This window comes from Paenarthrobacter sp. NPDC090522, from assembly GCF_044769225.1.
Taxonomy (GTDB): Bacteria; Actinomycetota; Actinomycetes; order Actinomycetales; family Micrococcaceae; genus Arthrobacter.
Window position 1 is genome coordinate 1 of record NZ_JBIVXL010000019.1, and the last position, 25,102, is coordinate 25,102.

The 25,102-nt window shown below is 63.9% G+C and carries 25 protein-coding genes; 12 read left to right on the forward strand and 13 right to left on the reverse strand.

The window, feature by feature from the left end:
- Nucleotides 1–143: 143 nt before the first annotated feature.
- The 3 genes from ACIQT2_RS19665 to ACIQT2_RS19675 form a co-directional block, all read right to left on the reverse strand.
- Complete coding sequence (locus tag ACIQT2_RS19665) at nt 144–842, reverse strand: FadR/GntR family transcriptional regulator (RefSeq protein ID WP_402949814.1); 699 nt, start codon at nt 840–842, stop codon at nt 144–146.
- A gap of 10 nt (nt 843–852) precedes the next feature.
- Nucleotides 853–1,980 (reverse strand): mandelate racemase/muconate lactonizing enzyme family protein, encoded by a 1,128-nt coding sequence (locus ACIQT2_RS19670; protein ID WP_402949817.1) that lies wholly within the window; start codon nt 1,978–1,980, stop codon nt 853–855.
- A gap of 131 nt (nt 1,981–2,111) precedes the next feature.
- Nucleotides 2,112–2,843 carry a hypothetical protein gene (locus ACIQT2_RS19675; protein ID WP_402949819.1) on the reverse strand — a complete coding sequence of 244 codons (732 nt, stop codon included), beginning with the start codon at nt 2,841–2,843 and terminating at the stop codon, nt 2,112–2,114.
- A 135-nt stretch (nt 2,844–2,978) separates the two neighbouring features.
- Here ACIQT2_RS19675 and ACIQT2_RS19680 point away from each other — a divergent pair, with 135 nt between their 5' ends.
- The gene (locus ACIQT2_RS19680) at nt 2,979–3,434 is read left to right on the forward strand and encodes a hypothetical protein (RefSeq protein ID WP_402949822.1); all 456 of its coding nucleotides are present in this window, start codon (nt 2,979–2,981) and stop codon (nt 3,432–3,434) included.
- Nucleotides 3,435–3,495: 61 nt separating this feature from the next.
- Nucleotides 3,496–3,951, forward strand: coding sequence for a DUF1801 domain-containing protein (locus tag ACIQT2_RS19685; RefSeq protein WP_402949825.1), 456 nt, complete (start codon nt 3,496–3,498; stop codon nt 3,949–3,951).
- Here the strand turns inward: ACIQT2_RS19685 and ACIQT2_RS19690 are convergent.
- The 4 genes from ACIQT2_RS19690 to ACIQT2_RS19705 are packed head-to-tail and all read right to left on the reverse strand — an operon-like array spanning nt 3,948 to nt 6,620.
- Complete coding sequence (locus tag ACIQT2_RS19690) at nt 3,948–4,838, reverse strand: EamA family transporter (RefSeq protein WP_402949828.1); 891 nt, start codon at nt 4,836–4,838, stop codon at nt 3,948–3,950. The two genes, ACIQT2_RS19685 and ACIQT2_RS19690, sit on opposite strands and share 4 nt — an antisense overlap.
- Nucleotides 4,831–5,436, reverse strand: coding sequence for a helix-turn-helix domain-containing protein (locus tag ACIQT2_RS19695; RefSeq protein ID WP_402949831.1), 606 nt, complete (start codon nt 5,434–5,436; stop codon nt 4,831–4,833). Before ACIQT2_RS19695 ends, ACIQT2_RS19690 begins: the two co-directional genes overlap by 8 nt.
- Nucleotides 5,437–5,473: 37 nt before the next feature.
- A complete protein-coding gene (arr, locus tag ACIQT2_RS19700) occupies nt 5,474–5,896 on the reverse strand; it encodes an NAD(+)--rifampin ADP-ribosyltransferase (protein ID WP_402949834.1) in 423 nt (140 codons plus the stop codon).
- A 19-nt stretch (nt 5,897–5,915) separates the two neighbouring features.
- Nucleotides 5,916–6,620: a TetR/AcrR family transcriptional regulator gene (locus tag ACIQT2_RS19705; RefSeq protein WP_402949836.1), complete on the reverse strand. Its 705-nt coding sequence runs from the start codon at nt 6,618–6,620 to the stop codon at nt 5,916–5,918.
- A 107-nt stretch (nt 6,621–6,727) separates the two neighbouring features.
- Here ACIQT2_RS19705 and ACIQT2_RS19710 point away from each other — a divergent pair, with 107 nt between their 5' ends.
- From ACIQT2_RS19710 to ACIQT2_RS19720, 3 genes are all read left to right on the forward strand, one after another.
- On the forward strand, nt 6,728–8,101 hold the full coding sequence (locus ACIQT2_RS19710; protein ID WP_402949839.1) for a flavin monoamine oxidase family protein: 1,374 nt from the start codon (nt 6,728–6,730) through the stop codon (nt 8,099–8,101).
- Between the two features lie 85 nt (nt 8,102–8,186).
- Entirely contained in the window at nt 8,187–9,050 is an 864-nt protein-coding gene (locus ACIQT2_RS19715; protein WP_402949841.1) for a universal stress protein, read from the forward strand.
- A gap of 26 nt (nt 9,051–9,076) precedes the next feature.
- A complete protein-coding gene (locus ACIQT2_RS19720; protein ID WP_402949844.1) occupies nt 9,077–10,597 on the forward strand; it encodes an APC family permease in 1,521 nt (506 codons plus the stop codon).
- Nucleotides 10,598–10,657: 60 nt separating this feature from the next.
- Here the strand turns inward: ACIQT2_RS19720 and ACIQT2_RS19725 are convergent, their stop codons facing one another.
- Nucleotides 10,658–11,191, reverse strand: coding sequence for a hypothetical protein (locus ACIQT2_RS19725; protein WP_402949846.1), 534 nt, complete (start codon nt 11,189–11,191; stop codon nt 10,658–10,660).
- 528 nt (nt 11,192–11,719) lie between these two features.
- On the opposite strand from ACIQT2_RS19725, the gene ACIQT2_RS19730 reads away from it, so the two are divergent.
- The gene (locus ACIQT2_RS19730) at nt 11,720–12,100 is read left to right on the forward strand and encodes a VOC family protein (RefSeq protein ID WP_402949849.1); all 381 of its coding nucleotides are present in this window, start codon (nt 11,720–11,722) and stop codon (nt 12,098–12,100) included.
- Nucleotides 12,101–12,148: 48 nt separating this feature from the next.
- Here ACIQT2_RS19730 and ACIQT2_RS19735 read toward each other — a convergent pair whose 3' ends face one another.
- Entirely contained in the window at nt 12,149–12,595 is a 447-nt protein-coding gene (locus tag ACIQT2_RS19735; protein ID WP_400334835.1) for a DUF5997 family protein, read from the reverse strand.
- A 34-nt stretch (nt 12,596–12,629) separates the two neighbouring features.
- On the opposite strand from ACIQT2_RS19735, the gene ACIQT2_RS19740 reads away from it, so the two are divergent.
- Nucleotides 12,630–13,346, forward strand: a complete 717-nt coding sequence (locus tag ACIQT2_RS19740; protein ID WP_400334833.1) for a LysR family transcriptional regulator substrate-binding protein — start codon at nt 12,630–12,632, stop codon at nt 13,344–13,346.
- Nucleotide 13,347: 1 nt separating this feature from the next.
- Here ACIQT2_RS19740 and ACIQT2_RS19745 read toward each other — a convergent pair whose 3' ends face one another.
- Nucleotides 13,348–14,046, reverse strand: a complete 699-nt coding sequence (locus ACIQT2_RS19745) for a GntR family transcriptional regulator (protein ID WP_400334831.1) — start codon at nt 14,044–14,046, stop codon at nt 13,348–13,350.
- A 109-nt stretch (nt 14,047–14,155) separates the two neighbouring features.
- Here ACIQT2_RS19745 and ACIQT2_RS19750 point away from each other — a divergent pair, with 109 nt between their 5' ends.
- The 4 genes from ACIQT2_RS19750 to ACIQT2_RS19765 are packed head-to-tail and all read left to right on the forward strand — an operon-like array spanning nt 14,156 to nt 19,734.
- Nucleotides 14,156–14,914 carry a LamB/YcsF family protein gene (locus tag ACIQT2_RS19750; RefSeq protein WP_402949854.1) on the forward strand — a complete coding sequence of 253 codons (759 nt, stop codon included), beginning with the start codon at nt 14,156–14,158 and terminating at the stop codon, nt 14,912–14,914.
- A 43-nt stretch (nt 14,915–14,957) separates the two neighbouring features.
- Nucleotides 14,958–16,295 (forward strand): MFS transporter, encoded by a 1,338-nt coding sequence (locus ACIQT2_RS19755; RefSeq protein WP_402949856.1) that lies wholly within the window; start codon nt 14,958–14,960, stop codon nt 16,293–16,295.
- A gap of 18 nt (nt 16,296–16,313) precedes the next feature.
- On the forward strand, nt 16,314–17,963 hold the full coding sequence (locus ACIQT2_RS19760) for a carboxyltransferase domain-containing protein (RefSeq protein ID WP_402950006.1): 1,650 nt from the start codon (nt 16,314–16,316) through the stop codon (nt 17,961–17,963).
- Between the two features lie 7 nt (nt 17,964–17,970).
- On the forward strand, nt 17,971–19,734 hold the full coding sequence (locus ACIQT2_RS19765; RefSeq protein ID WP_402950009.1) for an acetyl/propionyl/methylcrotonyl-CoA carboxylase subunit alpha: 1,764 nt from the start codon (nt 17,971–17,973) through the stop codon (nt 19,732–19,734).
- A gap of 163 nt (nt 19,735–19,897) precedes the next feature.
- On the opposite strand, the gene ACIQT2_RS19770 is transcribed toward ACIQT2_RS19765, so the two are convergent.
- A complete protein-coding gene (locus ACIQT2_RS19770) occupies nt 19,898–21,151 on the reverse strand; it encodes an FAD-binding protein (protein ID WP_402949859.1) in 1,254 nt (417 codons plus the stop codon).
- A 129-nt stretch (nt 21,152–21,280) separates the two neighbouring features.
- Here ACIQT2_RS19770 and ACIQT2_RS19775 point away from each other — a divergent pair, with 129 nt between their 5' ends.
- Nucleotides 21,281–22,285: a LacI family DNA-binding transcriptional regulator gene (locus tag ACIQT2_RS19775; RefSeq protein ID WP_402949862.1), complete on the forward strand. Its 1,005-nt coding sequence runs from the start codon at nt 21,281–21,283 to the stop codon at nt 22,283–22,285.
- Between the two features lie 167 nt (nt 22,286–22,452).
- On the opposite strand, the gene ACIQT2_RS19780 is transcribed toward ACIQT2_RS19775, so the two are convergent.
- Entirely contained in the window at nt 22,453–23,439 is a 987-nt protein-coding gene (locus ACIQT2_RS19780) for a bile acid:sodium symporter family protein (RefSeq protein ID WP_400334821.1), read from the reverse strand.
- A gap of 150 nt (nt 23,440–23,589) precedes the next feature.
- Nucleotides 23,590–25,086: a SulP family inorganic anion transporter gene (locus ACIQT2_RS19785; protein ID WP_402949865.1), complete on the reverse strand. Its 1,497-nt coding sequence runs from the start codon at nt 25,084–25,086 to the stop codon at nt 23,590–23,592.
- Between the last annotated feature and the right edge of the window lie 16 nt (nt 25,087–25,102).

Sequence of the window (25,102 nt, forward strand, 5' to 3'; positions counted from 1 at the left end):
CCACCCTCAACCTCGAAACCCCAGCCAACCGGCTTAACCAGCTGCTACAAGCGGCCTAACCCCCCAGCGTTGCTCCCACCCCTTGACTCCGCCCGCCCAAAACGCGCACTATTGCGACCCAGTTGGGGGAGTGGGCCGGGAGGTCAGCCGCGCGCGGAAGCCTTGAACCGGCGTCGAGAGTTGCTCAAGTGCAGGCGCATCGCTGCGGCGGCAGCGGCGGGGTCTGCCTCGGCGATGGCCTGGTAGATGGAGGAATGCTCGTGGACCACCTGGGCGAAGCGCTCGGGCGAATCGGGCTCGTCGCTGGAGACCAGCCGCGGGCGGGGCATGGTGATCATGGTTTGGCCGAGCGCGGAGATGCAGTCCGAATAAAAGGGATTGCCGGAAGCGGCAGCGATTGCCCGATGGAATTCGAAGTCGGCCTTCATGGCGTGTGCGGGGTGGCCGGAGCTCGCAGTGAACTGTTCCAAGGCTCCCTGGACTGCCTTCAATTGGCGTTCCGAGTGATTCCGCGCAGCCAGTGCTGCCGCTTCGGTTTCCACGCCGATGCGGAAATCAAGCATCTGCAGGCGGTCTTCCATGGTGGCTACGGCACGCGCTCCTGGCGCATGGACGGGCCCGTCATCGGGCGGGGTCAGCGCAAAGCTGCCCCGCCCGCGTTCGGTCTCGACGAGGCCCTCGGCCTGCAAACGCGTCAGGGCGGAGCGGACGACAGTCCGGCTCACCCCGTATTCGCTGATGAGGGTGTTCTCGCTGGGGAGCTTTTCACCTGGCTGGATGGCACCGTCCACAATGCGGTTGCGGAGATCGGCGGCGAGATCCGTAGTCAGGTTGCGGCTCATGGGTTCAAGGTTACGCGCCGAATTCCACGGACTCGGTGGTCCAGGCTCGGGCCTGGTCGCTCAGCGTGACGCCGAGCCCCGGGCGGTCCGGGACGATCATTCGGCCGTTCTTGGTTTCAAGGCGTTCCTCGAACAGCGGGTCCAGCCAGTCGAAGTGCTCTACCCACGGTTCACGCGGGTAGGCGGCGGCGAGGTGAAGGTGGATTTCCATGGCGAAGTGCGGGGCGAGGCCAAGGCCGCGCTCGTCAGCGAGGGCGGCGAGGCGAAGGAATTGCGTGATGCCGCCGACGCGCGGGGCGTCCGGCTGGATGATGTCGCAACTGTTGGCGTTGATGAGGCCCTTGTGCTCGGCCACGGAGGCGAGCATTTCACCGGTAGCGATGGGGGTGTCCAGGACCTGTGCGAGGTGTGCGTGGCCTTCGAAGTCGTAGGCATCCAGTGGTTCTTCGATCCAGATGAGGTTGAACTCCTCCAACTGGCGACCCATGCGCAATGCGGTGGCACGGTCCCACTGCTGGTTTGCGTCTACCATGAGTGGCACGTCCCAGCCGATGTGCTCGCGGATCCCGGCCACGCGGCGGAGGTCCTCCTTGGAATCCGGCAGGCCCACCTTGATCTTGATGCCGCCGATACCTTCCTCGATGGATTGCGTTGCGCGCGCTTTGACTTCGTCCAGGGTGGCGTTGAGGAAGCCGCCGGAGGTGTTGTAGGTCTGCACGGAGTCGCGGTAGGAGCCCAGGAGTTTGGCCAGGGGGAGTCCGGCGCGTTTGGCTTTGAGGTCGTAGAGGGCGATGTCGATGGCTGCCAGTGCCTGCGTTGCCACGCCGGACCGTCCAACAGAGGCTCCGGCCCAGAGGAGCTTGGTGTAGATCTTGCCGATGTCGTTGGGGTCCTCGCCGATGATGCCCTCTGCGACCTCCTTGGCGTGCGCGTATTGTGCGGGGCCGCCGGCTCGCTTGGAGTAGCTGAATCCGATGCCGCTGTGGCCCTGTTCCGTGATGATTTCGGCGAACAGGAACACCACTTCGGTCATCGGCTTCTGCCGGCCGGTGAAGACTTTGGCGTCGCTGATGGGTACGGTCAGGGGCAGTCGGGCTGTGGACAGTTTGACGTGCCGGATGAGGTCTACGGGGCTCAAGGGGTCTCCTAAGTTGTTTTACTTAGGATACAAGTTAGGCACTTGTGCTACAAGAGGATGTGGGACTGTCCCCGTAACAAGCGAGAGGCCGCGACCCGGCGAGGGTCGCGGCCCCTGTATGTAGAGGCCTGCTACTTGATCAGCGCTGCGGCCTGTTCCATGAGGTCGCTGGCCGTGGCAACACCGCTCGCTTCGGCGCCCTTGCCGGAAGCCGTAGCCGAGATCAGTACCCCGTCCTTTATTGCGTAGGCCATGTACGTGGTCTGCTTCGATCCGCTGGCTGAAGACATTTCGGTTTTGTAAGCCACAGTTCCGGGAACCGCGCTGATGCCGTCGAACTTTTCAGTCGAGACATTCATCGATTGACCGGCCATGGAGAGGGTCATTTTCGCGCACTTTTGGGCCTGTGCGCCGCTCTGGTCGATGCTGTCCTGGAGTTTCTGCTTATCGAGTCCGGACGTCAGGGTCACCATGGTCATGACGCCCGATTCAGCATCCAGATCTGCCCCGGCAGCGGTGGTTGAACCGGCCAGTGTCGTATTGCCGCCCAGCGTCGCGAGGTCCTTGCACTCGGCAGGTTCGATCGTGAACATGCTCAGGAGGGCCTTGATGGGATTCTCCTGCGCGAGTTCCTCGCTGGACGCTACCGTCAATTCCTTGCCGGACTTGGGCTTGATCTGCTTGACCAGTCCAATGAGTTCCTCGTTGGTGTACTGCTTGGCAACTGTGGGCGTAGGCGTCGCCGTGGCTTCCGGCGAAGCGGCGTCGGTGGACCCCGTGGACCCCGTGGACCCACTGCAACCGCTCACGGCCATCATGACCAAGGCCGAAATTCCGACGCTCTGCAGCGCAAACTTCTTCATTTCCAAATCCCCCATTGGGTCGTGCTCTTACTGCCAGGCGATTCCCAGCCGAGATAAGACTATCCGTTCCCCCGAGCCGCTAGGCTTGCCACCATGGCGGTCGGGGGAGCGCGCAGTCAGGGAACTGCGCTTTGGGTGGCAGCACTTGGCTTCGTGGTGGTGGTCGCATACGCGGTGGCAGGCGCATTCCAGATCCTTGTTTGGAATCCTTTGGCGGCCGTCCTTGGAATGGCGTTGGCCGACATTTATTCCGCCGTTGATCGGGCCAAGGAGTCCTTGGCGATTCCGCGGGTCCTCGTGTGGAGCGTTGTCGGCATCGCCTCGGGTGCCGCGGTTCTGGTCGCCGCGTTGAGGCGGCCGCTCAGCGTCAGAACCGTTCTGGCGCTGGAGTTGCTTGTGCTGATCCTGGGGGCGCCCAGCCATTGGATGGCGTCCTTTCCGGCAGGCATGGGACTTGCAGACACCTTTGCGATCTCGGGTGGTGACTACTCGCCGTGGGGCCGATTGCTTTATGGGGTGAGTGCCCTGTCCTTGATTTCACTGACGACGCTCGCTTTCCGACGGTCGAGGTCGCGCCGGAAGCCTGAGTGAGGCCGGTTCCCGGAAGGCTGGGGTCTGGCTCCACGGGGCAGCGCGAAGGATAATCCTCACCATGGCCGAACAAAGCGCCCCCATGAACGAAACACCCTTCACCCTGCCCGAGTCCATGAACGGCAAAGCGAGCCCCGCGAAGGCGGCGGTCGGCGATAAGCCGGTGTTCACTTACATCGCCAGCCTTCCGGAGCCCCAGCGCGGCATCGCTGAAGCCATCGATGCCTTGGCCGCAAGAACCCTCCCCAACCTGGAACGCTCCGTCAAATGGGGCATGGCCTACTACGGTGTGGGGGACGGCTGGTGCTTCAGCTCCGGAGGGTTCGCGGGGCACGTCAAGCTGATGTTCATCAACGGTGTGAACCTCAATCCCGTGCCTCCCGTGACGCCGGTGGGAATGGGCAAGGCGACGAGGGGTGTGGAGATCGGGACCCTGGACGATCTCGACGAAAACCAGTTGGCGGACTGGATGAAGCAGGTGGCGTCAGTGCCCGGCGTTGGGGGCAAGAAGCACTAGGAAGGCGTAGCAGGAACGTCGGTGGTGACTGCGGCGTCCGGGCTGCGTCGACCACCCTGCTGGGCCGCGGTCCCCGCCAGCACAACCAACGCGATCCCCACCAACTGCATGGGGGTGGGTGCTTGAGCCAGCACCAACACGCCGATCAACACTCCGAAGGCCGGCTCGATCGACAACAGCGTGCCGAAGGCCGTGTGGGTCATCCGCCGCAACGCAAGCATCTCCAGGCCAAAGGCAATCACCGGTGTGACCAGGGCGATGCCGGCCGCCGCAGGGAGCACCCACCACTCGAAGTGGTGGCCAAGGACTTGCGGAAGTCCTACGGGCAGGGTGGCCAGGGCTGCGACGGGAATGGTGAGCGACAGTCCGCTGATCCCGGAAAAGCGGTCGCCAACGTGTTGTGTCAGGACGTTGTACAGGCCCCAGCAGACGCCGGCGGCCAAGGCAAAACCAACGCCGGCGAAGTCGATCGAGGCTGCCCACGGCTCAGTGAGGAGCACTACGCCGATGAGGGCGAGGAGTGGCCAGACCAGCGCCCGGCGATTCTTGCTCATCACCCCGGCCACGGTGAGGGGTCCCAGGAACTCGATGGCGACGGCGGTCCCCAGCGGGATGCGTTCGACGGCGGCGAGGAAGAATGTGGTCATGAAACCGGTCACCACGCCGAGTGCGATCAACGCCGGCAGGTCGCGCCGACGCAGGGAACGAATGGCCGGACGGCTGATGATCCATAAGAACACCACCCCAAAGCACATACGCAACCAAGCTGTACCCGCCGGGCCGACCTGGTCGATGACGGCAACGGAGAGTGCGTTGGAGAATTGAATGGCCAGCATTGCCGCAACCGCCAGGGACCAGGGTGGGGCCGCGGTGAGCGTCCTACGCATGCGGAGCCTCCGTTCGGTGACCCGCCCCTACGCCCGGCTCGTAGACGGCGAGTGAGAACCGGGTGGGTTCACCGGTGGGGTTTGCGTAGGAATGGGCAACGTCACTGCGGAAGGTGAGTGCGTCGCCGGCTTTAAGTTCATGGCTTTCGGTCCCGACGGCCACCGTGAGGGAACCCATCTGGACCTGCAGCAGCTCACGAGTGCCGGCTGCGTGGGCCTCACTTTCGTGCCGCTCGCCCGGGGCCAGTGTCCAATCCCAGAGCTCGACGACGTCCGGAGACTCGGTGCCTGCGACCAGTACGCCGCGCCCACCGGAAGGCCCGGTCCACAAAACGGCACCTTCGCCGGCCCGGGTGATTTTCGGTGCGCGTGGAGCGGGAGGCTCCACCAGTGCAGGCAGGCCCACGCCCAGGGCATCGCTGAGTCTCAGCAGGGTTCCGATGCTCGGATTCACCCCGCCCTGCTCAACGTTCACGAGCATTCGCCTGCTCACGCCGGCGGCCGCCGCGAGACGGTCGAGGGTCCAGCCCAGGCCATTTCGCTCTTGCCTGACCCGGATCCCAATGGCGCGCGCCAGTGCTTCTGCTCCATCTTCCACGTAGTGCATCATACTGCACTTTTTTGGCACTAAGAAGCTAGTTGATGATCTCCCCGCCCTTGTCACCCAAGAGGACTTTCAGCCGTTCCCGCCACATCTGCAGTGCCTCGGGAGTCAGCCGTGTCCAGTCGTGGACTTCCGCAACCACCTTGAGTGGAGAGCTGCTGCGATAGGAACGAGTGGGGTTGCCTGGGAACTTTTTATCCGTCACGTTCGGATCGTTTTCGAACGGCCCGGTCGGCTCCACGAGGTACACGTGCGGCGTGCCCTCGCCCCCGGCCAGTTCGACGGCGATCTCCGCGGCCAGTCCGGCGCCGTCACGCAGCGCGGTGAAGTAGATATGGTTCATGACCACATCAGGCCGGTAGTTTGACCGAAAGCCGGCGGAAAGGGTTTCCCCCTCCTGCACTTCGGCTCTTGTGCCGTGATAGAAGGGACCGTCTTCCAAAGGTTGGCTCATGAGCACAAGCCTAGGCACACTAGCCGCGCAGTGCCCCGAAACCCGCAATCAGTGCCTCCAGGCCCAGGCTGAACGCAACATCCGTGGGCCGCTCGTGCCTCTCCATGGCCAGCCGGTCCACGGCCGAGGTGAAGTTCGGGACCTGGTCGGCGAGATTGCCGGCGTCGAAAATGTCTTCCGGCGCGGTGACGTCGTACGCAGCCCCGAAAACAAAAGCCTCAAGCGCCACGATCGCGGAGATGATCCGTTCCTCGGGGAAGCCGGCGTCGCGGAAGCCCGCAGTCACGGCCTCGTACATGGCCAGTGTCTTGGGGGCGTTCGCTACGGGGAGTACTGCAATGACAGGAATCAGGGGAGTGTGCTCGGAGAACACGTCCCGGTAGGACCACGCCCAGCGTCGGACCGCGACGTCCCACGGCTCCACGCCGAATGCTGACACATCCACCATTGCCGCCAGATGGTCCTCGAGCAGCAGCAGCACGTCGTCCTTGGATGAAACGTGGTTGTACAGGGCCGACGGGGCAACCCCCAGTGATCGTGCCAACGCCGCCATGGTGAGTCCGTCGTAGCCCTTGGAGCTGATCAACGTGAGCGCCGCCGTCGTAATTCCGTCCTGGTCCAGGACCGCCGCTGTTGGGCGCCCGGCACGCCGCCTTGAGGTGGCGGAGGGGGCTGGTTCGGGTGCGGGCATCGGAGGCCTTTCTGCTGCCTGTGTCCCCAGCATTATTCCATCGGGTCTTCACAGCCGCCGACTTTCGGGCTACTCTGGATATAAATGAATGCCATTCATTTATTGGTCAGCCACCAACGGACGGCCACGGAGAGGACATCATGCAGAATCTTGATCGCGACGTTGTGATCGTCGGTGCCGGGCCGTCAGGGTTGACGGCGGCACGCGAACTGAAAAAGGCCGGACTCAGCGTTGCAGTGCTCGAAGCACGCGACCGCGTTGGGGGCCGGACCTGGACCGACACCATCGACGGCGCCATGCTGGAGATCGGCGGCCAGTGGGTTTCGCCGGACCAGACAGCCCTCATGGCGCTGCTGGACGAGCTCGGCTTGAAAATGTACGCGCGCTACCGTGAAGGTGAATCCGTCTACATCGGTGCAGACGGCAACCCCACCCGCTACACCGGCGATACCTTCCCGGTCAGCGAAACCACCAAGGCCGAAATGGACAAGCTTGTAGCCATCCTTGACGGGCTCGCTGCGGAGATCGGGCCCACCGAACCCTGGGCACACCCCAAGTCCCGCGAACTGGACACCATCTCCTTCCACCACTGGCTCCGCCAGAACTCGAACGATGAAGAAGCCTGCAACAACATTGGCCTCTTCATCGCCGGCGGCATGCTGACCAAGCCCGCCCACGCATTCTCCGCCCTGCAAGCGGTCCTCATGGCGGCTTCGGCCGGCTCGTTCACGCACCTCACGGACGAGGACTTCATCCTGGACAAGCGAGTGATCGGCGGCATGCAGCAGGTCTCGCTGCTCCAGGCAGCTGAGCTGGGCTCCGACGTCGTCCTCAACAGCCCGGTGCGCACCATCAACTGGGACGGCAACAACGTCACCGTGGTTTCCGACGGTGCAACTGTCAACGCCCGTTACGTGATCATGGCCGTTCCGCCGAACCTGTACTCGCGTGTCTCTTTCAACCCGCCACTGCCGCGCCGCCAGCACCAGATGCACCAGCACCAGTCGCTGGGCCTGGTGATCAAGGTGCACGCCGTCTACGAGACGCCGTTCTGGCGTGAAGACGGACTGTCCGGCACGGGCTTCGGCGCCGGTGCCCTGGTCCAGGAGGTCTACGACAACACCAACCACGGCGACACCCGCGGCACCCTGGTGGGCTTCGTGTCCGACGAAAAGGCCGACGCCGTCTTTGAGCTCAGCGCCGAGGACCGCAAGAAGGCCATCCTGGAGTCGATCGCCGGATTCCTGGGTGACAAGGCCCTGACTCCCGAGGTCTACTACGAGTCCGACTGGGGCTCCGAGGAATGGACCCGCGGCGCCTACGCCTCCAGCTACGACCTTGGCGGCCTGCACCGCTACGGCAAGGACCAGCACGCGAATGTTGGCCCCATCTACTGGTCGTCTTCCGACCTCGCGGCGGAGGGCTACCAGCACGTTGACGGTGCCGTCCGCATGGGTCAGGCAACCGCCGCGCGCATCGTCGAAGCCAACAAGCTGGCTTCGGTGGCCGTCTAGCCGCAGAATCAAGCAACCGGCAGTCCGGGGGAAGTGCCGTCCCCCGGACTGCCGGCAGCACTGTTTAAGAATCGAAAGGGAAACCATGCGCTACGTCGTCGGTTACACCGCCAACGCGAGGGGTCGTGACGCCGTCCACCTCGCCATTGCGCTGGCCCGCGGCCAGGACGCCAGCCTGGATCTGGTCCTGGTGGTCCCTGAGGATTCTCCGTTCAACGCGGTCTACCCACCGGAGCCCGGCTACGATTCGATCCTCAACGAGCAGGCGAAGCAGTGGCTCGACGAAGGCCTGGCCTTGGTTCCGGACGACGTTACAGCCCGCGCACACATTCGCCGTGGCGACTCGGAAGCGCAGGCACTGATCGACGCGGCCGTGGAGTTCGACGCTGTCGCCCTGGTAATCGGAGCCACCAACAACGGGCTCTTCAAGCGCTTCACCATCGGCTCGGTAGCGAGTTCGCTGCTGCATTCAGCGCCGCTGCCCGTTGCTTTGGCGCCGCACGGTTACCACCGAACGGACGGCATCACCCGGATCAGCTGCGGTTTCGGCACCAGGCCCGGCGCCGACGAACTGCTCGGAGTTGCTGTCGAGTCTGCGCGGGACCGTCACCTTCCGCTGCGGCTCGTCTCCCTGTTGGCGCTCGACGGCGGTAACTCGCCCGGGCTCGCCGACGCCGCCTGGGTGCATGCCGCCGACCGTCTTGCCGCCGTCGGGGGTTCCGCGTCCGATTCCGGGACCGAGCCCGAAATCGTCGTCGCACAAGGCCGCACCATCGAAGAAGCCGTAGACCGGCTCGAGTGGGAGGACGGCGAAATCCTCCTCATCGGCTCCAGCCGCCTGGCGCAACACCGCGCCACCTTCCTGGGCACCACTGCAAACCGCATCCTGCGTGCCTTGCCAGTACCAATGATCGTGGTTCCCCGCGACTACACGCGACAGCGCTCCTAGCACCCGTCGCCTGAGAGGCAATTCCCATGTCAACTGCACCAAAGACGGTCCAGTCGAAAGATTCGGCCCTGAGTGAGAAGGGGCTGAAAGCCGGATCGGTGGGCCTCATCGGCGCCGTCGTGATTGGCGTTTCCTGCATCGCACCCGCGTACACCCTGACCGCAGCACTCGGTCCGACCGTCTCGGAAGTCGGTGTCCACCTGCCCGCGATCTTCCTGGTGGGCTTCATCCCGATGCTGCTTGTGGCGCTCGGCTACCGCGAGCTCAACAACGCCATGCCCGACGCCGGTACTTCCTTTACGTGGGCCACTCGCGCCTTTGGTCCGTGGATCGGCTGGATGGGTGGCTGGGGTCTGATCGCGGCCACGATCATTGTGCTGTCCAACCTCGCGGCAGTTGCCGTGGACTTCTTCTACTTGATGCTGGGGCAGGTGTTCAGCAACCCGTCGCTGGCTGAACTGAGCAAGATCCTTCCTTTGAACATCGCTACGACGCTGGTCTTTATCGCGGCGGCCTGTTGGATTTCATACCGGGGGATGGAAACCACCAAGGGCGTGCAGTACGTGTTGGTGGCCTTCCAGTTGCTGGTGCTTGGGTGGTTCGCCATTTCCGCATTCGCGCACGTAGCCAACGGCACGGCCTTCGACGCCACGGCCATTTCGCCCGACTGGTTCAACCCGTTCGCCGTCGACTCCTTCACCACCTTCACGGCGGGTGTGTCCCTCTCGATCTTCATCTATTGGGGCTGGGACGTCACCCTGACCATGAATGAAGAAACGAAGAATCCGGAGAAGACACCCGGCCGCGCGGCAACTGTGACCGTGTTGGTGATCGTGATCATCTACATGACCGTTGCCCTGGCCACGTTGTCCTTCGCGGGTGTTGGCGATACCGGCCTCGGTGCAGGGAATCCGGAGAACCAGTCGAGCATCTTCGCCGTGTTGGCCGGTCCGGTGATGGGACCGTTCGCGATCCTCATGTCCTTGGCCATCCTGAGCAGCTCGGCAGCATCCCTGCAGTCCACGTTTGTGTCGCCCGCCCGGACCTTGCTGGCGATGGGCCACTACCGTGCCATCTCGCCCCGGTTCGGCAAGATCAGTCCCACGTACAAGTCGCCGAGCACCGCCACGATCGCCGCCGCCATTGCCGCAGCGGCCTTCTACGTGATCACCCGGACCGTCTCTGAGAACGCCCTCTGGGACACCATCACGGCGCTGGGCATGATGATCTGCTTCTACTACGGCATCACTGCGCTGGCCTGTGTTTGGTACTTCCGTGCAGCCGCCTTCAGCAGTGTCCGGTCGTTCTTCTTCAAGTTCCTGGCCCCACTGCTGGGCGGGGTGATCCTCTTGGTCATGTTCGTGAAAACCGCGATCGACTCCCTGGATCCGGCCTACGGCTCTGGCTCCTCCGTTGGCGGAATCGGCCTGGTGTTCATCCTGGGCATGGGCGTGATCCTGCTGGGCGTGGTGGTCATGCTGGTGATGTACCGGGTGCGTCCCGAGTTCTTCAGGAACTTCTCCCGTACTGGCGCTTCCCGCAGCTAGAACTGCGTTGCGGGGCCCGCTCTGCGCCCTAAAACCACGCGAAGGGGCGCAGAGCGGGCCTCACAACGGGGCTCTCGGGACGCCGGCGGCGCGCTCGGCTTCAGTGAGGGCTTGGGCAAGGCGCTCGACGGCGGCACTGTAGTCGGTGCCGGCGGTCACCTTGCAATATTCCGCTTCGCGCATGGCTTTGGTGAGGGTTGCGGTTTCTGTTACCCGCACGTCCGTCATGGCCGGGTAGTCGATGGTCCGGCCGGGGTCCAATTCGTACTTTCGCCATTGAGCCAGAATGACTTCGTGGTGTGCGGCGTCATCGGCAAAACCTGCACGGCGCCACGGCTCGGCGGCGTGCACGCGCTCAACTTTCCGGGCGGCCGCCAAGGTTCCTGCCGCCGTCGTTCCTGCCAGCGCGACCATCACCAGTCCTGCGGGAGGAGACTGCACGGATGGGACCAGGATGGCCGGCGCGATCACCGCGAGTCCGGCAAACAGGTCCCAAAAGATCGTGTCCGGCTCTGGTCCCCGACCGTGCGTGAGCTTGCGATGCAGGACGAACGTCGTGGCCGCCGTCGCGAGGATGAGGGCCAAACCCCACATGAGCATCGGAGTACCTCCCGGACGCAAAAGGCTGTGTTTTCAGTATGCGTTCCGGTGGGGAGTTTGGGTACAGGGCGATTTCAACATCGTGGACTGGCGTCCCAAATCGGGTAGCTAACTATCGGTACACTCGTGTCAGCGGGCAAAAGCCAGCCGCTTCGTTAAGAACGGAGGACCCGACGGCAATCGGGTCCTGGTTCAGCGCGAAGCGCTCTTTGGTGCGATGTTCAGGGCATACTCCTGAAACCCACACTTCAAGAGTATGCCCCTGCGCGCATCCTGTGCAAGCAGGCTGTGCGGTCGCACCCTGTCTTATGGGAGGGGGTGCACCATGTCTCGACGACTGCAAGGTCCCGAGCCTTGGGGCCGCCTGAACCTGCTGGTCAACATCGCACGCTTTGCGTGGGATGTTGTCCGCACGTTCTGGCGCATGGAACCCTAACGGGTTGGCGACGGCTGCGGGTTTGTCCCGTGGCCGTCGCCGCACACGGCGTTTTGGCTGTCGGTGCTGCGGCGTAGCCTAGGGCCATGAGACTGAAAATGTGCAGCATCCACGTCAAGGACCCCGCGGCCGCCCACACGTTCTACACGGAGACGCTCGGCTTCGACACCCTCATGGCCATGCCCGAGGCGAACCTGTTCATCATCAAGGACCCGGGTGCGGGAGACAGCGTGCCAGGTCTGCTGCTGGAACCCAGCGATAACCCCATCGGTGCGAATTACATGAATGCCGTATACGAAGCCGGGATGCCGGCAGTTGTCCTCGGGGTGCCTGACGTGCGGGCCGAGTATGAGCGTCTTCTCGCCGCCGGCGTGACCTTCAAGGGCGAACCTGCGGAGGATCCGTCGGGTGTCACTGCCGTCTTCGACGACGGCTGTGGCAACTTTGTGATGCTCCACCAGGACTAATTAAAGAGCAGTGGCCGGGACGTTTCCGCCCCGGCCACTGCTCTTGGTTCAGGAGTTGCGCTTGGTTCCCTTGGGGGCCACGCGCTTGGCAGCGGCGTTCTCCCTGGCTTCCTTGGTGGCGGCCTTTTTGCGGGCCTCTTCCTTGACCCGCAAGGTCTCGGCGCGCACAGCAGCGTGGGTGGCGCGCTCAACCACCAGCCACTGCGGGGGAGTTTGCAGCAACTCGGCGATTTCCGCCGTCGTGAGTGGCTCGGTGACGCCACCGCGGGTGAGGCCGCTGATGGAGATGTTGAGCTTCTGGGCCACAACCGGCCGCGGGTGCGGACCGTTGCGGCGCAGTTCGGCGAGCCACTCGGGCGGGTTGGCCTGGAGTTCGGCGTATTCGTCGCGCGTGACGGGTGAGTCCTGGAACTCCTGCGGTGCAGCGGGCAAGTAGATACCGAGTTTCTTGGCAGCTGTTGCCGGCTTCATGGTCTGGGAGTTCTTGGGAGTCATGCTTCAAGGGTATCCGGCCCGGTACTGTGAGTGTGTGCCAGACGCTGAAGAGTCCCCCGAAACACCCGAGCTCCGCTTCGCCTACGTGGCGGGCGTGACGCCCGGAAAGTGGATCCGTCGGTGGGAAGAGCGGATGCCGGATGTTCCGTTGCACGCTTTCATGTCCGACGACGCATCGCAGCTTGCGGTTTTGCGGGACGGTTCCGCTGACCTCAGTTTTGTGCGGTTGCCCGTGGACCGCGACGGCTTGCACGTCATCCCGCTGTACGAGGAACAGCAGGCAGTGGTGGCGCCGAAAGGCCACGAGATCTCGGTCTTCGAAGACGTGGCGTTCGAGGACCTGTCAGAGGAAAACTTCCTGGACGTTGCCGAAATGGGTGGCCCGGACATGGCACTGCAGGTGGTGGCGTCCGGAGCAGGCTTGGTCATCATGCCGATGCCTGTGGCCAGGCACTTGAACAATAAGCAGACTGTGAGCCGGAGACTGTCCGGTGTTCCCGGTACGCAGATCGGCCTCGCGTGGCTTGCGGGCAATGACAGCCCCGTGATCGAGGAGTTCATTGGGATTGTACGTGGGCGGACCGCGCAGAGTTCGCGGCAGCCGTCGGCGCAGCAGAAGAAACCCAAGAAGGCTCCGAAGCCGGACCGGCGGGGCACCGGTGGCGTAAAGAAGCCGGCGGTTTCACAGCGATATGCGCCCAATCCGGACAAGGGCCGTGGGCGGGGTTCGCGGAAGAAGGGGAAGCGCTGACCTATTCGCCGTGGATGGCAGCCTGTTGCTGCTCCGAACGGTTGAGGTAGGCCAAGAGGAGATCGCCGGCCTTGTCCAGTTCGCCATTCTCCAACGCGGAACAGATCTGCTCGTTTTCCGAGAGCCAGTCGACGTAGAAGTGCGCGTTGACCGTGGCCTTGTGGAAGTAGAGGCGCATCTCGGCGAGCACCTGCTTCATGATCGAATTCAGCCTGTTGCTCTCGGCCAGGGCCACGATTGAGCCGTGGAAGTGCTGGTTGGCGCTGCCCAGGCCATCGTTGTCATTGGCGGCTGCGGCCTTCTTCCCCTCCTCGACGGCGGCCCTGACGGCGGCAATGCGCTCGGGTGAACCTCCGGCCCGGATTGAGCTGACCTCGATGGCCCGGCGCACGGTGTAGACGTCGTGGATGTCGCCGGCTTCCAGCGTTGCTACATAAACGCCGCGATTGGGCTGACGGACCAGGAGGCGCTCACTGGCCAGCTCTGCGAAAGCCTCGCGGACGGTGTTGCGGGAGACGCCAAGGTCCTCAGCGATGGTGGCCTCGGTGAGTTTGGCCCCGGGGACAAGGAATCCTTCGGCCAGTTGATAGCGGAGTTCTTCTGCCACCCGCTCTGCCACTGAGGGGACCCGCATGCGCACGCGTGCACGGGCAGTGTCGAAGCCAGCTTGTTCGCTTGCTTGCTGATCTGCACTGGCCATGACACCAAAAGTACACGATTGCCGAAAAGTGGTATCGCTGGATTGTTGAACAATCCCACAACTTGGTGCATCCTTGATGTAACGCACATCACGAGGCAGGGATCACAGCATGGCAATCATTGACCTGAACAGCGACGTCGGAGAGTCATTCGGCCGCTGGACGTTGGGCGACGACACCGCCATGTTCGAATCCGTCTCCAGTGCCAATGTTGCGTGCGGATTCCACGCCGGCGACCCCAGCGTTATCCGTGCCACCAGCGAGAAGGCGGCGAAGGCCGGCGTCGTAATCGGCGCCCACGTCGGGTACCGCGATCTTGCCGGGTTTGGGCGCCGTTTCCTGGACATCGACCCCAAGGAACTCGCGGACGATGTGGTTTACCAGATCGGTGCCCTCCAGGCGTTGGCCGCCGTCTCCGGTACACGCGTCCAGTACGTGAAGCCGCACGGCGGGCTCTACAACGCGATCGTGAAGCACACGGCACAGGCCAAGGCAGTGGTGGAAGCGGTGAAGTCGGTTGACCCCAACCTTCCGATCCTCGGGCTTCCCGGCTCGGAGGTCCTGCGTTTGGCGGAAAAGGCCGGCCTGCGGGCGGTTTCGGAAGCCTTCGCTGACCGCGCGTACAACCCCGACGGCACTTTGGTTTCCCGTTCCCAGCCGGGTGCTGTCCTTCACGATCCCGCTGACGTTGCCCAGCACGTCCTGCGCATGGCAACGGAAGGAACCGTCAAGGCCATTGACGGTTCCACCTTCACCATCCGCGCAGAGAGCATCTGCGTGCACGGAGATTCACCCGGTGCCGTCGCCATGGCCACCGCAGTGAAGTCCGCCCTCACCGATGCCGGTGTCACCATCGGCTCGTTCATCTAGCCAACAGGCCAAGCAGCACCCCTCATCCCCTCCGGAGGAAACCATGACCAGCACCAACAAGGCAGCAAAGGCCGTGACAAGGAAGCCACCGGCCGGCGCCCTCAAGGCATATGTCGCCAGCCTCACCGGAACGTCGCTTGAGTACTACGACTTTGCGATCTACTCGGTGGCGTCGGCCGCGATTTTCCCGAAGATCTTCTTTCCGGCGGGAGACGATTTCGTAGCGCTTATCCTTTCGTTTTCCACGTACGCGGTTGGCTACTTTGCTCGCCCGATCGGTGGCGTCATCTTTGGTCGTTTGGGCGACAGGATCGGCCGCAAGTATGTCTTGGTCTTTACCTTGGTGCTGATCGGCGTTGCTACGGTCCTGATCGGTGCCTTGCCGGACTACTCGGCTATCGGGGCTGCCGCGCCCGCCATATTGGTGCTATTGCGGTTGGCCCAAGGAATCGGTGTGGGCGGTGAGTGGGGCGGCGCGGTGTTGTTGTCCAGCGAATTCGGCGATCCCAACAAGCGCGGTTTCTGGTCTTCTGCTGCTCAGATCGGCCCACCCGCAGGCAACCTGATGGCTAACGGGGTCCTCGCCGTATTGGCTGCTTCCCTGAGCGAAGCTGCTCTCCTTTCCTGGGGTTGGCGCATTGCCTTCTTGTCCTCCGCGCTGCTGGTCATCTTCGGCCTGATTATCCGTTTGAAGCTGGAAGAGACTCCCGTTTTCAAGGCCATCCAGGCGCAGGGCGAACGTCCAAAGGCACCTCTTAAGGAAGTCTTCACCACGCAACCCAAGGCTTTGGTCGCAGCGGCACTCTCCCGCGTTTGCCCGGACATCCTGTATGGGCTCTTCACCGTCTTCCTGTACGTCTACGCCACCAAGGAATTGGGCATGACTACAGGAAACGTGCTGGCCGCGATCCTTATCGGCTCCGCCTTCCAACTGTTCCTTATCCCGCTGGCCGGAGCTCTCACCGACCGCATCAACCGTCGCTTGGTGTACGGAGTTACGGCCGCTGCCACTGCAGTCTTCATCCCGATCTTCTTCTTGATGATCCAAGGAAAATCCACGGTGATGCTGACCATCGGCGTCGTGATTGGCCTGGCGCTGCATGCCTTTATGTACGGTCCGCAGGCCGCCTTCATCACGGAGCAATTCCCGGCAAGGCTCCGGTACGCCGGAAGCTCCCTTGCCTACACCCTGGCAGGTGTCATCGGCGGCGGGTTTGCCCCCATTATCTTCACGGCCCTCTATGGTGCAGCCAACCACGGCTGGTACCTCATCGCCGCCTACCTCCTTCTGGCAGCGGTGGTGACGATCGTGGGAATGCTCATGGGCCGCGACCCTAAGCCGGACGAAGAAGCCCATCTCCTGGAGGGTTCGCACGCCTGACGGCTGGCGAAGTGAATGATGGATACCGTGATGGAAACCGCAACCACCAAGAAGGTCCGCTCCGTGCGGCCCGTGGGCACGCGAGCAGTCCTCGCCGAATTGGACGGACTCCCGGACGTGCTTGCCCTGCAGGCCATGCTCAACAAGTCTCCACTTCCGGGGCAGGTTGACGTACTGGCTGCTGCCGAGACGGTCATGGTGGTGGGCGAATCAGCGTCCGCAACCCGGGCCATCGGGGAGCGGCTGCTGGAGCTGGAGCTCACGACACCGGAGGATACGGATTCCCGACTGGTGGTCATCGAGACCGTTTACGACGGCGAAGACCTCGCCGATGTCGCGGAACTCACCGGCCTGAGCGTAGACGGCGTGATTGCTTCCCACACCGGCCAGATCTGGACCGTCGCCTTTGCCGGCTTCGCTCCCGGCTTTGGCTACATGGTGGGCGAAAACCAGTCATTGACCGTTCCGCGCAGGGCCTCGCCACGTACCGCCGTCCCCGCCGGTTCGGTGGCCTTGGGCGGGCAGTACTCGGCTGTTTATCCGCGGCGTTCGCCTGGAGGCTGGCAGCTCATCGGTCGCACAGGTGCCCGGATGTGGGATTTGGACCGCGCCCAACCGGCGCTGGTTCGGCCTGGCGACAGGGTCCAGTACTGTGCTGTCCGTGAAGTGGTCACCGCCTCCTCGCTCGACTCCGAGTCCGACGCTGAACACCACGCGGCTGCCGGTCTGAGGATCCTCAGCCCCGGAGCGCAGAGCCTCATCGAGGACCTCGGCCGCCGAGGCTACGGCCCCCTGGGTGTGTCCGCCGCCGGTGCCCTGGATCGCGCGTCCCTCCGCCGCGCTAACCGCCTGGTGGGGAACGCGTCGACGTCCGCTGGCATCGAATCCGTCGGAGGCGGGCTCACCGTCGAGGCCGTCGGCGACCAGGTGATTGCCGTGACAGGTGCGCCTACAACGCTGACTGTCCAGTCGCCGTCGTGGGTTGATTCGGACGGACCCGACGGCGGCGAGCAGCCAGGCGCCACACGTTCGGTACCCATGGCCACGCCTTTCGCGCTGCTCGACGGTGAAGTGCTCACGCTGGGCGCGCCAGGTACCGGGTTCCGGAACTATGTGGCCCTCCGCGGTGGGGTCGATGCGCCCCTGGTTCTCGGCAGCCGTTCAGCGGACACCATGTCCGGCATTGGGCCCGCGCCCCTTGTGCCCAGGCAAATACTGCAGGTGGGAACGGAGACGGTGTCCACGGCAGTCGGCAGCCCCGAGCTCCAGCCCGAATTCCCCGGCCAGGGCGTCACTGTCCTTGATGTGGTCGCAGGCCCGCGCGCCGATTGGTTCGATCAGGCTGCCCTTGAATCACTGACCGGCCAGGAATGGGTGGTCACGCCGCAGTCGAACCGTGTGGGAATGCGACTGGACGGCACGCCCCTCGAGCGGAACCGTGAAGGTGAGCTCCCCAGCGAGGGCACCATGGCTGGTGCCCTTCAGATTCCGCCGGCCGGGCTTCCGGTCCTGTTCCTGGCCGACCACCCGATCACCGGTGGGTATCCCGTGATTGGCGTGGTGCGCGACGAGCACTTGGACCTTGCCGCACAGGTCCCCATCGGCGGACGGATCCGCTTCCGCTTCGTCCCCGATTCCCCAGACTTCACCCCGATCCCAGAAAAGTGAGTAATTGATGCGCAAGGTCCTGATTGCGAACCGCGGCGAGATCGCCGTACGCGTCGCCCGAGCGTGCGATGATGCCGGAATCTCCTCGGTAGCCGTTTACGCAGACATCGACGCGGACGCCATGCACGTGGTAGTTGCCGACGAAGCCTTCAGCCTGGGCGGAAACAGCCCGGCTGACACCTACTTGAACATCGGCAAACTGCTCGACGTTGCTTCCCGGTCCGGCGTGGATGCCGTCCACCCGGGGTACGGATTCCTTTCCGAGAATGCGGACTTCGCCCAGGCAGTGCTCGACGCCGGACTGGAGTGGATCGGTCCGTCGCCGGAGTCGATCCGCCAGTTGGGCAACAAAATCACAGCTCGTGAGATCGCCGTGCGGGCCGGTGCCCCACTCGTGGCCGGCAGTGACGGACCCGTGGAGTCTTCGGCCGAAGCCAGGGCTTTCGCCGAGCAGCATGGATTGCCCCTTGCCATCAAGGCAGCCTTCGGGGGTGGCGGTCGTGGCCTCAAAGTGGTCCGCGAGCTCGCCGAAGTGGAGGAAGCGTTCGATTCCGCAGTCCGTGAAGCCGTGGTGGCCTTTGGGCGGGGCGAGTGCTTTGTTGAGCAATACCTGGACCGTCCCCGGCACGTGGAAGCCCAGGTCATTGCGGACAAACACGGCAACGTCGTTGTGGTTGGAACCCGGGACTGCTCGTTGCAGCGCCGCCACCAGAAGCTTGTTGAGGAGGCTCCTGCACCGTTCCTCAGCGAATCCCAACGGCAGCAGATTTACGACGGAGCCAAAGCGATCGTTCGCGAGGCCGGGTACTACGGTGCGGGCACTGTCGAATTCCTTGTCTCAGCCAGCGGGGCCGTGGCCTTCCTTGAGGTCAACACCCGACTGCAGGTGGAGCACCCCATCACCGAAGAAACGGCCGGGGTGGATCTTGTGCAGGAGCAGTTCCGCATAGCCGCCGGGCTGCCCCTGAGCATCACCGAGGACCCCGCGGCACAGGGTCACTCCTTCGAGTTCCGCATCAACGCCGAGGACGTTGGCCGCGGTTTCCTTCCGTCGCCAGGAACCGTTGACTCGGTGGTGGCGCCCACCGGCCCCGGCATCCGCTTGGATTCGGGCGTCCGTGCAGGCTCGATCGTGGCTCCTCAGTTCGACTCCCTGCTCGCTAAATTGGTCGTGACTGGGGCGGACCGCCAGCAGGCCCTGCGCCGGGCGCGCCGGGCCCTGTCGGAGATGAACGTTACGGGGCTGGCCACGGTGCTGCCGTTCCACCGGGCTGTCCTGGAATCGGAGGACTTCACGTCTTCGGAAGGGCTGCGCGTTCATACCCGCTGGATCGAGACCGACTTCGCGGACCAGATCCCTGTTGACCCGGAATACAGTGCGGCGGCTCCGTCCGGTGAGCGGCGGACCATCACCGTGGACGTCGACGGAAAGCGCTTGGCCGTTGGGTTGCCGGCGGACCTCCTGGACGGCTGGGCACGCTCAGGGCAGGGCCTGCCGCCTGTCTCCGGCCTGACCGATACGCCGGGTTCTGTCACCAACGGTGTGGCATCACCTGCCGAGTCGGCCCTCGTAGCAGCAATGTCCGGCACCGTGGTCAAGTGGCTCGTCGAACCCGGAGCCGAGGTTGCCGCGGGGGACCCGTTGGTGGTGCTGGAAGCCATGAAGATGGAAACCCAGGTCCCTGCGCACCGGGCGGGGAAGCTCATGGAAGTGCTGTCAGCACCCGGGGGAGTGGTTACCACCGGCGCAGTCTTGGCTCACATCGAGTAGCACTTCAACGTAATCCAGTCGCCGCAACCCGCGGGCGCCGAGCAGCGCAGGGCGACGGGTGCCGCCGTCGGACGTCTGCGTTCCCTCGTTGCCGGGCAACGGAAGAGCGGGCAACCCGCGGGTTGCCGCGAGCAGCGCAAGGCGACGGGACCGCCGTCGTGCGTTAGTTGCCTGCCGGGGCAGGAACGCCGAGGACGCTGTCCAGCAGCCCGTTCCGGAACTTGCCGGAAGGGTCGTTGGCGTGGACGAGGGCCCGGAAGTCGTCAAAACGCGGGTAGAGGGCAGCGAAGTCGTACAAGCCCGGCGTGAAGAGCTTTCCCCAGTGTGGCCGCGATCCGAAGGGTGCCAACGCCGATTCGAGTTCGGGCAGCACCACTTCCACCTCGGCCTGGAGGGGCTTCCATGTGAAGTGCAGTGCCACGCTTTGCTGCCGGTGGAACGGGCTAAGCCAGAACTCGTCGGCGGCGATCGTGCGGATTTCCGAGATGAAGAGCAGCGGCGCGAGCTTCCCGGAGAGAGCGCGGACCGCCTCGAGTGCGGCTGGAGCTTCACGCAGCGGCAGGATGAACTCGCTCTGCAACTCTTCGCCGTTGCTCGGGGTGAACTCGTGCCGGAAGTGCGGAAGCCGGTCCAGCCACTTACCCGGCTCATCCAGTTGGACGGTGCAGTTCTCGGCCGACATCCCCGGCAACGGATGCAGCGCTGCTGCGGCAGCGGTCGCTCCGAAGAGGTCCGGCAGGGCAGGCTCGGAGTCGAGCGCCTTGAACCAGACCTGGGGGATCGCGTCGCCGGTGTAATCCGTGAAGAAACTGACGCTGTACGCGCTCGACGCAATCGCCTCAAAGTCAACCAGGGCCCGGTCCCACGGCAGGTTGGTGAGGACGCGCTGACACATCTCGAAACTGGGCTGGATTGCCAACTCCAGTCCTGTGACAATTCCCAGGGCACCGAGTCCCACCACGCTGGCGAGGAATTCGTCGTCGTCCCGGGTCAGGGTCACGAGTTCGCCGGAAGGGCGCACCAGGTCGATACCCACGACGGCGGCAGCCAGGGAGGCGTTGTTGACCCCACTGCCGTGCGTCCCGGTTTGGATAGCACCCGCGACGGAGATGTGCGGCAGCGAAGCGAGGTTATGGATGGCGTAGCCGCTCTCTTCCAGAGCCCTGCACAGGGCACCGTAGCTGATGCCGCCGCCCACCTTCACCGTGGTCTTGTCCGCTGAGAGAGCGATGTCCTGGGGGAGGGCGTCCAGCAGGATGTGGGTGCCCTCAGTATCGGCAACGCGGTTGAAGGAGTGACGCGAGCCCAGCGCCTTGATCCGGGTGGCGTCGGCCACCAGTTGCTGGACCTCCTGGACGGAGGTGGGGTGGTAGACATTCGCGGAGGAGTACTCGAGGTTCCCTGCCCAGTTCTTCATCGACTGATCTTCCCATGTTGCTGATGTGTTTAGTTCTGATTGTTAGCGCTAACAACAATGCGCGTCAAGGGACGTCCGCGCTGGGGCGGATAGAGTTCAAGAAATTCGTCCGTTGATCAGGAGCAGCACGTGAGCAAGGCATCCAAGCCCACCATCCGGGATGTGGCCACCGCCGCGAACGTTTCCTTGACCACGGTTTCCTATGTCCTTTCCGGCCGGCACGGCGGAACCACCCGGATCAGCCAGCCCACACAAGAGAGGGTCCTCGCTGCCGTCAAGGATTTGGGCTACGTGCCCAACCAAGCTGCCCGCGGAATGCGCCGCGGAAAGACGGACGTCGTGGCTGTTGCCATTGGAAACCTTGACTGGCCGTGGGACCGCGCCCTTGCCACCGCTGCTGCGAGGATCCTCCCGGACCACGGCTTCCAGCCCGTGATCCTGCTCGGTGACGATTGGCGGAGGTTCGTCATGTCAGGTGGCGCCGACGGTGTCATCATCGGCTTCTTTCCGGAGGCTCGCGAATCGGACCTGACCGTCAGTGAGCTTGCCAGGCGCGGTGTGGCCCAAGTGATCATTTCCGGAAGCCTGAAGCCGGATGGATTCGATGTCCTGGCTCCCGAGCAGGACGCCGGCTTGCAGGAGTGCATTGAGTTCCTCACCGCAGAGCACCGCCGGATCGGGTGCATTCGCAGGGCTGAACCTGAAGGCCGCCCCAAGAGCCGCTTCACCGCGTACGCTGCCGGGCTCGAGAGGGCTGGAATCCGTCTGGATGAATCGCTGGTGCGGACATCGCAGCACCGGCCGCCGATTGCCTACCAATCCGCGCTTGAGCTGCTCCAATTGCCGGACCGGCCCACCGCCATTTTCTGCACCGACGACATGGAAGCCTTGCAGGCGATTCGCGCGGCCTACCGCCTGGGGCTCAGGGTCCCGGAAGATGTCCAGATTGTTGGAGTGGGCAATTCGACTGAGGGCCAGGACTTCGATCCACCCCTCACCACCGTCGGCCCGGAACCGATCTTCGAACAGGTGGTGCGTATGCTGCTGGATCGTTTGGCCGGGAAAGCCCCCGCAGCGGGTGTCCGCGTGGCGAGCCCTTGGAAGCTGCACCGCCGCGGTACTACGCTCGGCTAGCCATCTGCTGCCGTACTTGGGTGGCGCTGCGCCTGCCCCGCTGGGGAGCCTGTGCCGCCGCCACCTACTTTGAGCGCCGCTCTCTCCCACTTCGCGGGTTACTGCGGCGTGCCGCCGAGGCAGTCCGGCCAATGTGGGTCGTGGCGGCCCGCCCAGTGGAAGGGGCGTTAGCCCTTCAGCGGGCGACGAGCCAGCCACGCGGCCACGATCGCCCCGGAGATGTTGTGCCACAGGGAGAACACCGCAGAAGGCAATGCCGCAAGTGGGCTGAAGTGTGCCGTAGCGAGGGTCGCGGCCAGGCCTGAGTTCTGCATGCCAACCTCGAAAGCCAGGGCACGGCGGGCCTTGTCGTCCAGGCGGCCGAGCTTGCCTGCAAGGTAGCCGAGGCCCAGCCCAAAGCCGTTGTGCAGCACCACTGCCAGGAACACGATTCCGCCTGCGGCGACGATCTTGCTTGCGCTGCCGGCCACCACGATCGCAACGATCAGTGAAATCACGACGGCGGACGCCCACGGAAGGGCGGGAAGGACCTTCGCCACCAGCTTGGACAGGAAGAGGCGGGCCAAGAGGCCGGCGATGACGGGAAGCAAGACGGTCTTGACGATGTCCAAAACCATGGCGCCGGCGTCGATGTGGAGGAAGGATCCGGCCAGGAGCAGGGTGAGCGCCGGGGTAACCAGTGGTGCGATCAAGGTGGACACCGAAGCAACCGCAACGGACAGTGCCACGTCACCCTTGGCCAGGAACGCCATGACGTTGGACGCGGTTCCGGACGGAGCGCATCCCACCAGGATCAGGCCCACGGCGAGCTCAGGCGGCAGTTGGAGCAAGACGGCGATGAGCCAGCCGGCGCCGGGCATGATCACGTAGTGCGCAACGATTCCCAACGCCACAGCCCACGGCCGGCGCGCCACGGAAGCGAAGTCCGGCGGCGTCAGGGTGAGGCCCATGCAGAACATGATGACGCCCAGGAGGTAGGGAACGCTGACGCCGAGGGGCTTGAACAGGTCCGGAAGAAGGAAGCCAAGAACGCCAGCAACTACCACCAGGATCGGGAAGATCGTGACCGCGATGCGCGCGATCTTGGCCTCCGCGGCGAGGGCTGCGTTGGCCGGCGTGGTGGTTTCGGAGGGAGAATTCGTTGCCTCAAGCATTCATCCATGCTCACACCCGCGGGTCGGAGAGGGCGAGTTCGTTACTTGCAGCGAGCCGTATATGTCAGACATCCGTCATCCCCACCCAACTGGGTCGCAATAGTGCGCGTTTTGAACGTCCAAAACGCGCACTATTGCGACTCAGATGGGTTAGGAGTTGAGTTTGCCCGCAAGGCGTTCACGCATGCGGATGCTGGCCTCGTTGAGCCCGATGAACTCGACCTCGCGGCCATGATTCCGGTACTTCTCGGTGACGGAATCCAGCACGGCAATGGTGGACGCGTCCCAGAGATGGGAGGCGTGCAGGTCGATGACCACGCGATCTATGCCTTCTGCGGAATCTTTCGCGTAGTCGAACTGCGTGTAGAGATCGTTGGAAGACGCAAAGAAGAGCTCTCCGTTCACGGTGTACGTCGCCACGGTATCGCCGTTCAGCTCCAGTTCGGTCCGCTCCACCGTGGCGAAGTGCGCCACCCGCCGCGCGAACAGCACGCTTGCCGTCAAAACCCCGACGCCGACACCCACCGCGAGGTTGTGCGTCGCCACCACTGCGGCAACAGTGAGCACCATGACCGCGGTCTCGGACTTGGGCAGGCGCTTCAAGGTGGACGGCCGGATGGAGTGCCAGTCGAAGGTAATCAGGGAAACGAAGATCATGACGGCAACCAGGGCTGCCATGGGGATCATGCCCACCACGTCGCCCAGCACCACAACCAGGATGAGCAGGAACACGCCGGCCAGGAAGGTCGAGAGACGACTCCGTGCGCCAGACCCCTTGACGTTGATCATGGTCTGCCCAATCACTGCGCAACCGCCCAGGCCGCCCAGGAAACCGGTGACGATATTCGCGGCACCCTGGCCCCAGGAAACCCGCGTCTTGTTGGAGCGGGTATCCGTGATGTCGTCCACGAGTTTGGCGGTCATGAGGGATTCCAACAGCCCAACAAGCGCCATGGAGAGGGAGAAGGGCGCGATGATCTGGAAGGTCTCCAGGTTCAGCGGCACATGGGGCAAGAAGAAACCGGGCAGGCTGTGGGGCAGTTCGCCCTTGTCGCTGACGGTGGGCACATCGATGCCACCCAACACCGTGACCAGGGTGATCAGCACAATCGCCACCAACGGAGCCGGAACAGCCTTGGTTAACCGCGGCAAGAGATACACGATGGCCAGGCCGACGGCAACGATCGGATAGACCATCCAGGGAACGTTGAAGAGCTCCGGCATCTGCGACATGAACACCAGGATGGCCAGCGCGTTGACGAAGCCGATCATCACGGAGCGAGGAATGAACCGCATAAGCCGGGTCACACCGAGGGCGGCGAGGATGATCTGGAAGACTCCGGCCAGGATAATCGTGGCAATCAAGTAGTCGAGGCCGTGTTCCTTCATGACCGGAGCGATCACCAACGCGACGGCGCCGGTCGCCGCCGAAATCATCGCAGGACGCCCGCCCACAATGGCCGTCACCACACCCATGGTGAAGGAAGCAAACAAGCCGATGCGGGGATCCACTCCGGCGATCACCGAGAACGCGATGGCCTCCGGGATGAGCGCCAAAGCAACCACGAGTCCGGCAAGGGATTCCGTCAGGAGGCGGCGGGGTGAACGGAAGGTCACCCGCAGTGACATGAGTTGCTCGGGAGTCATGGGTCCTTAAAGTGCA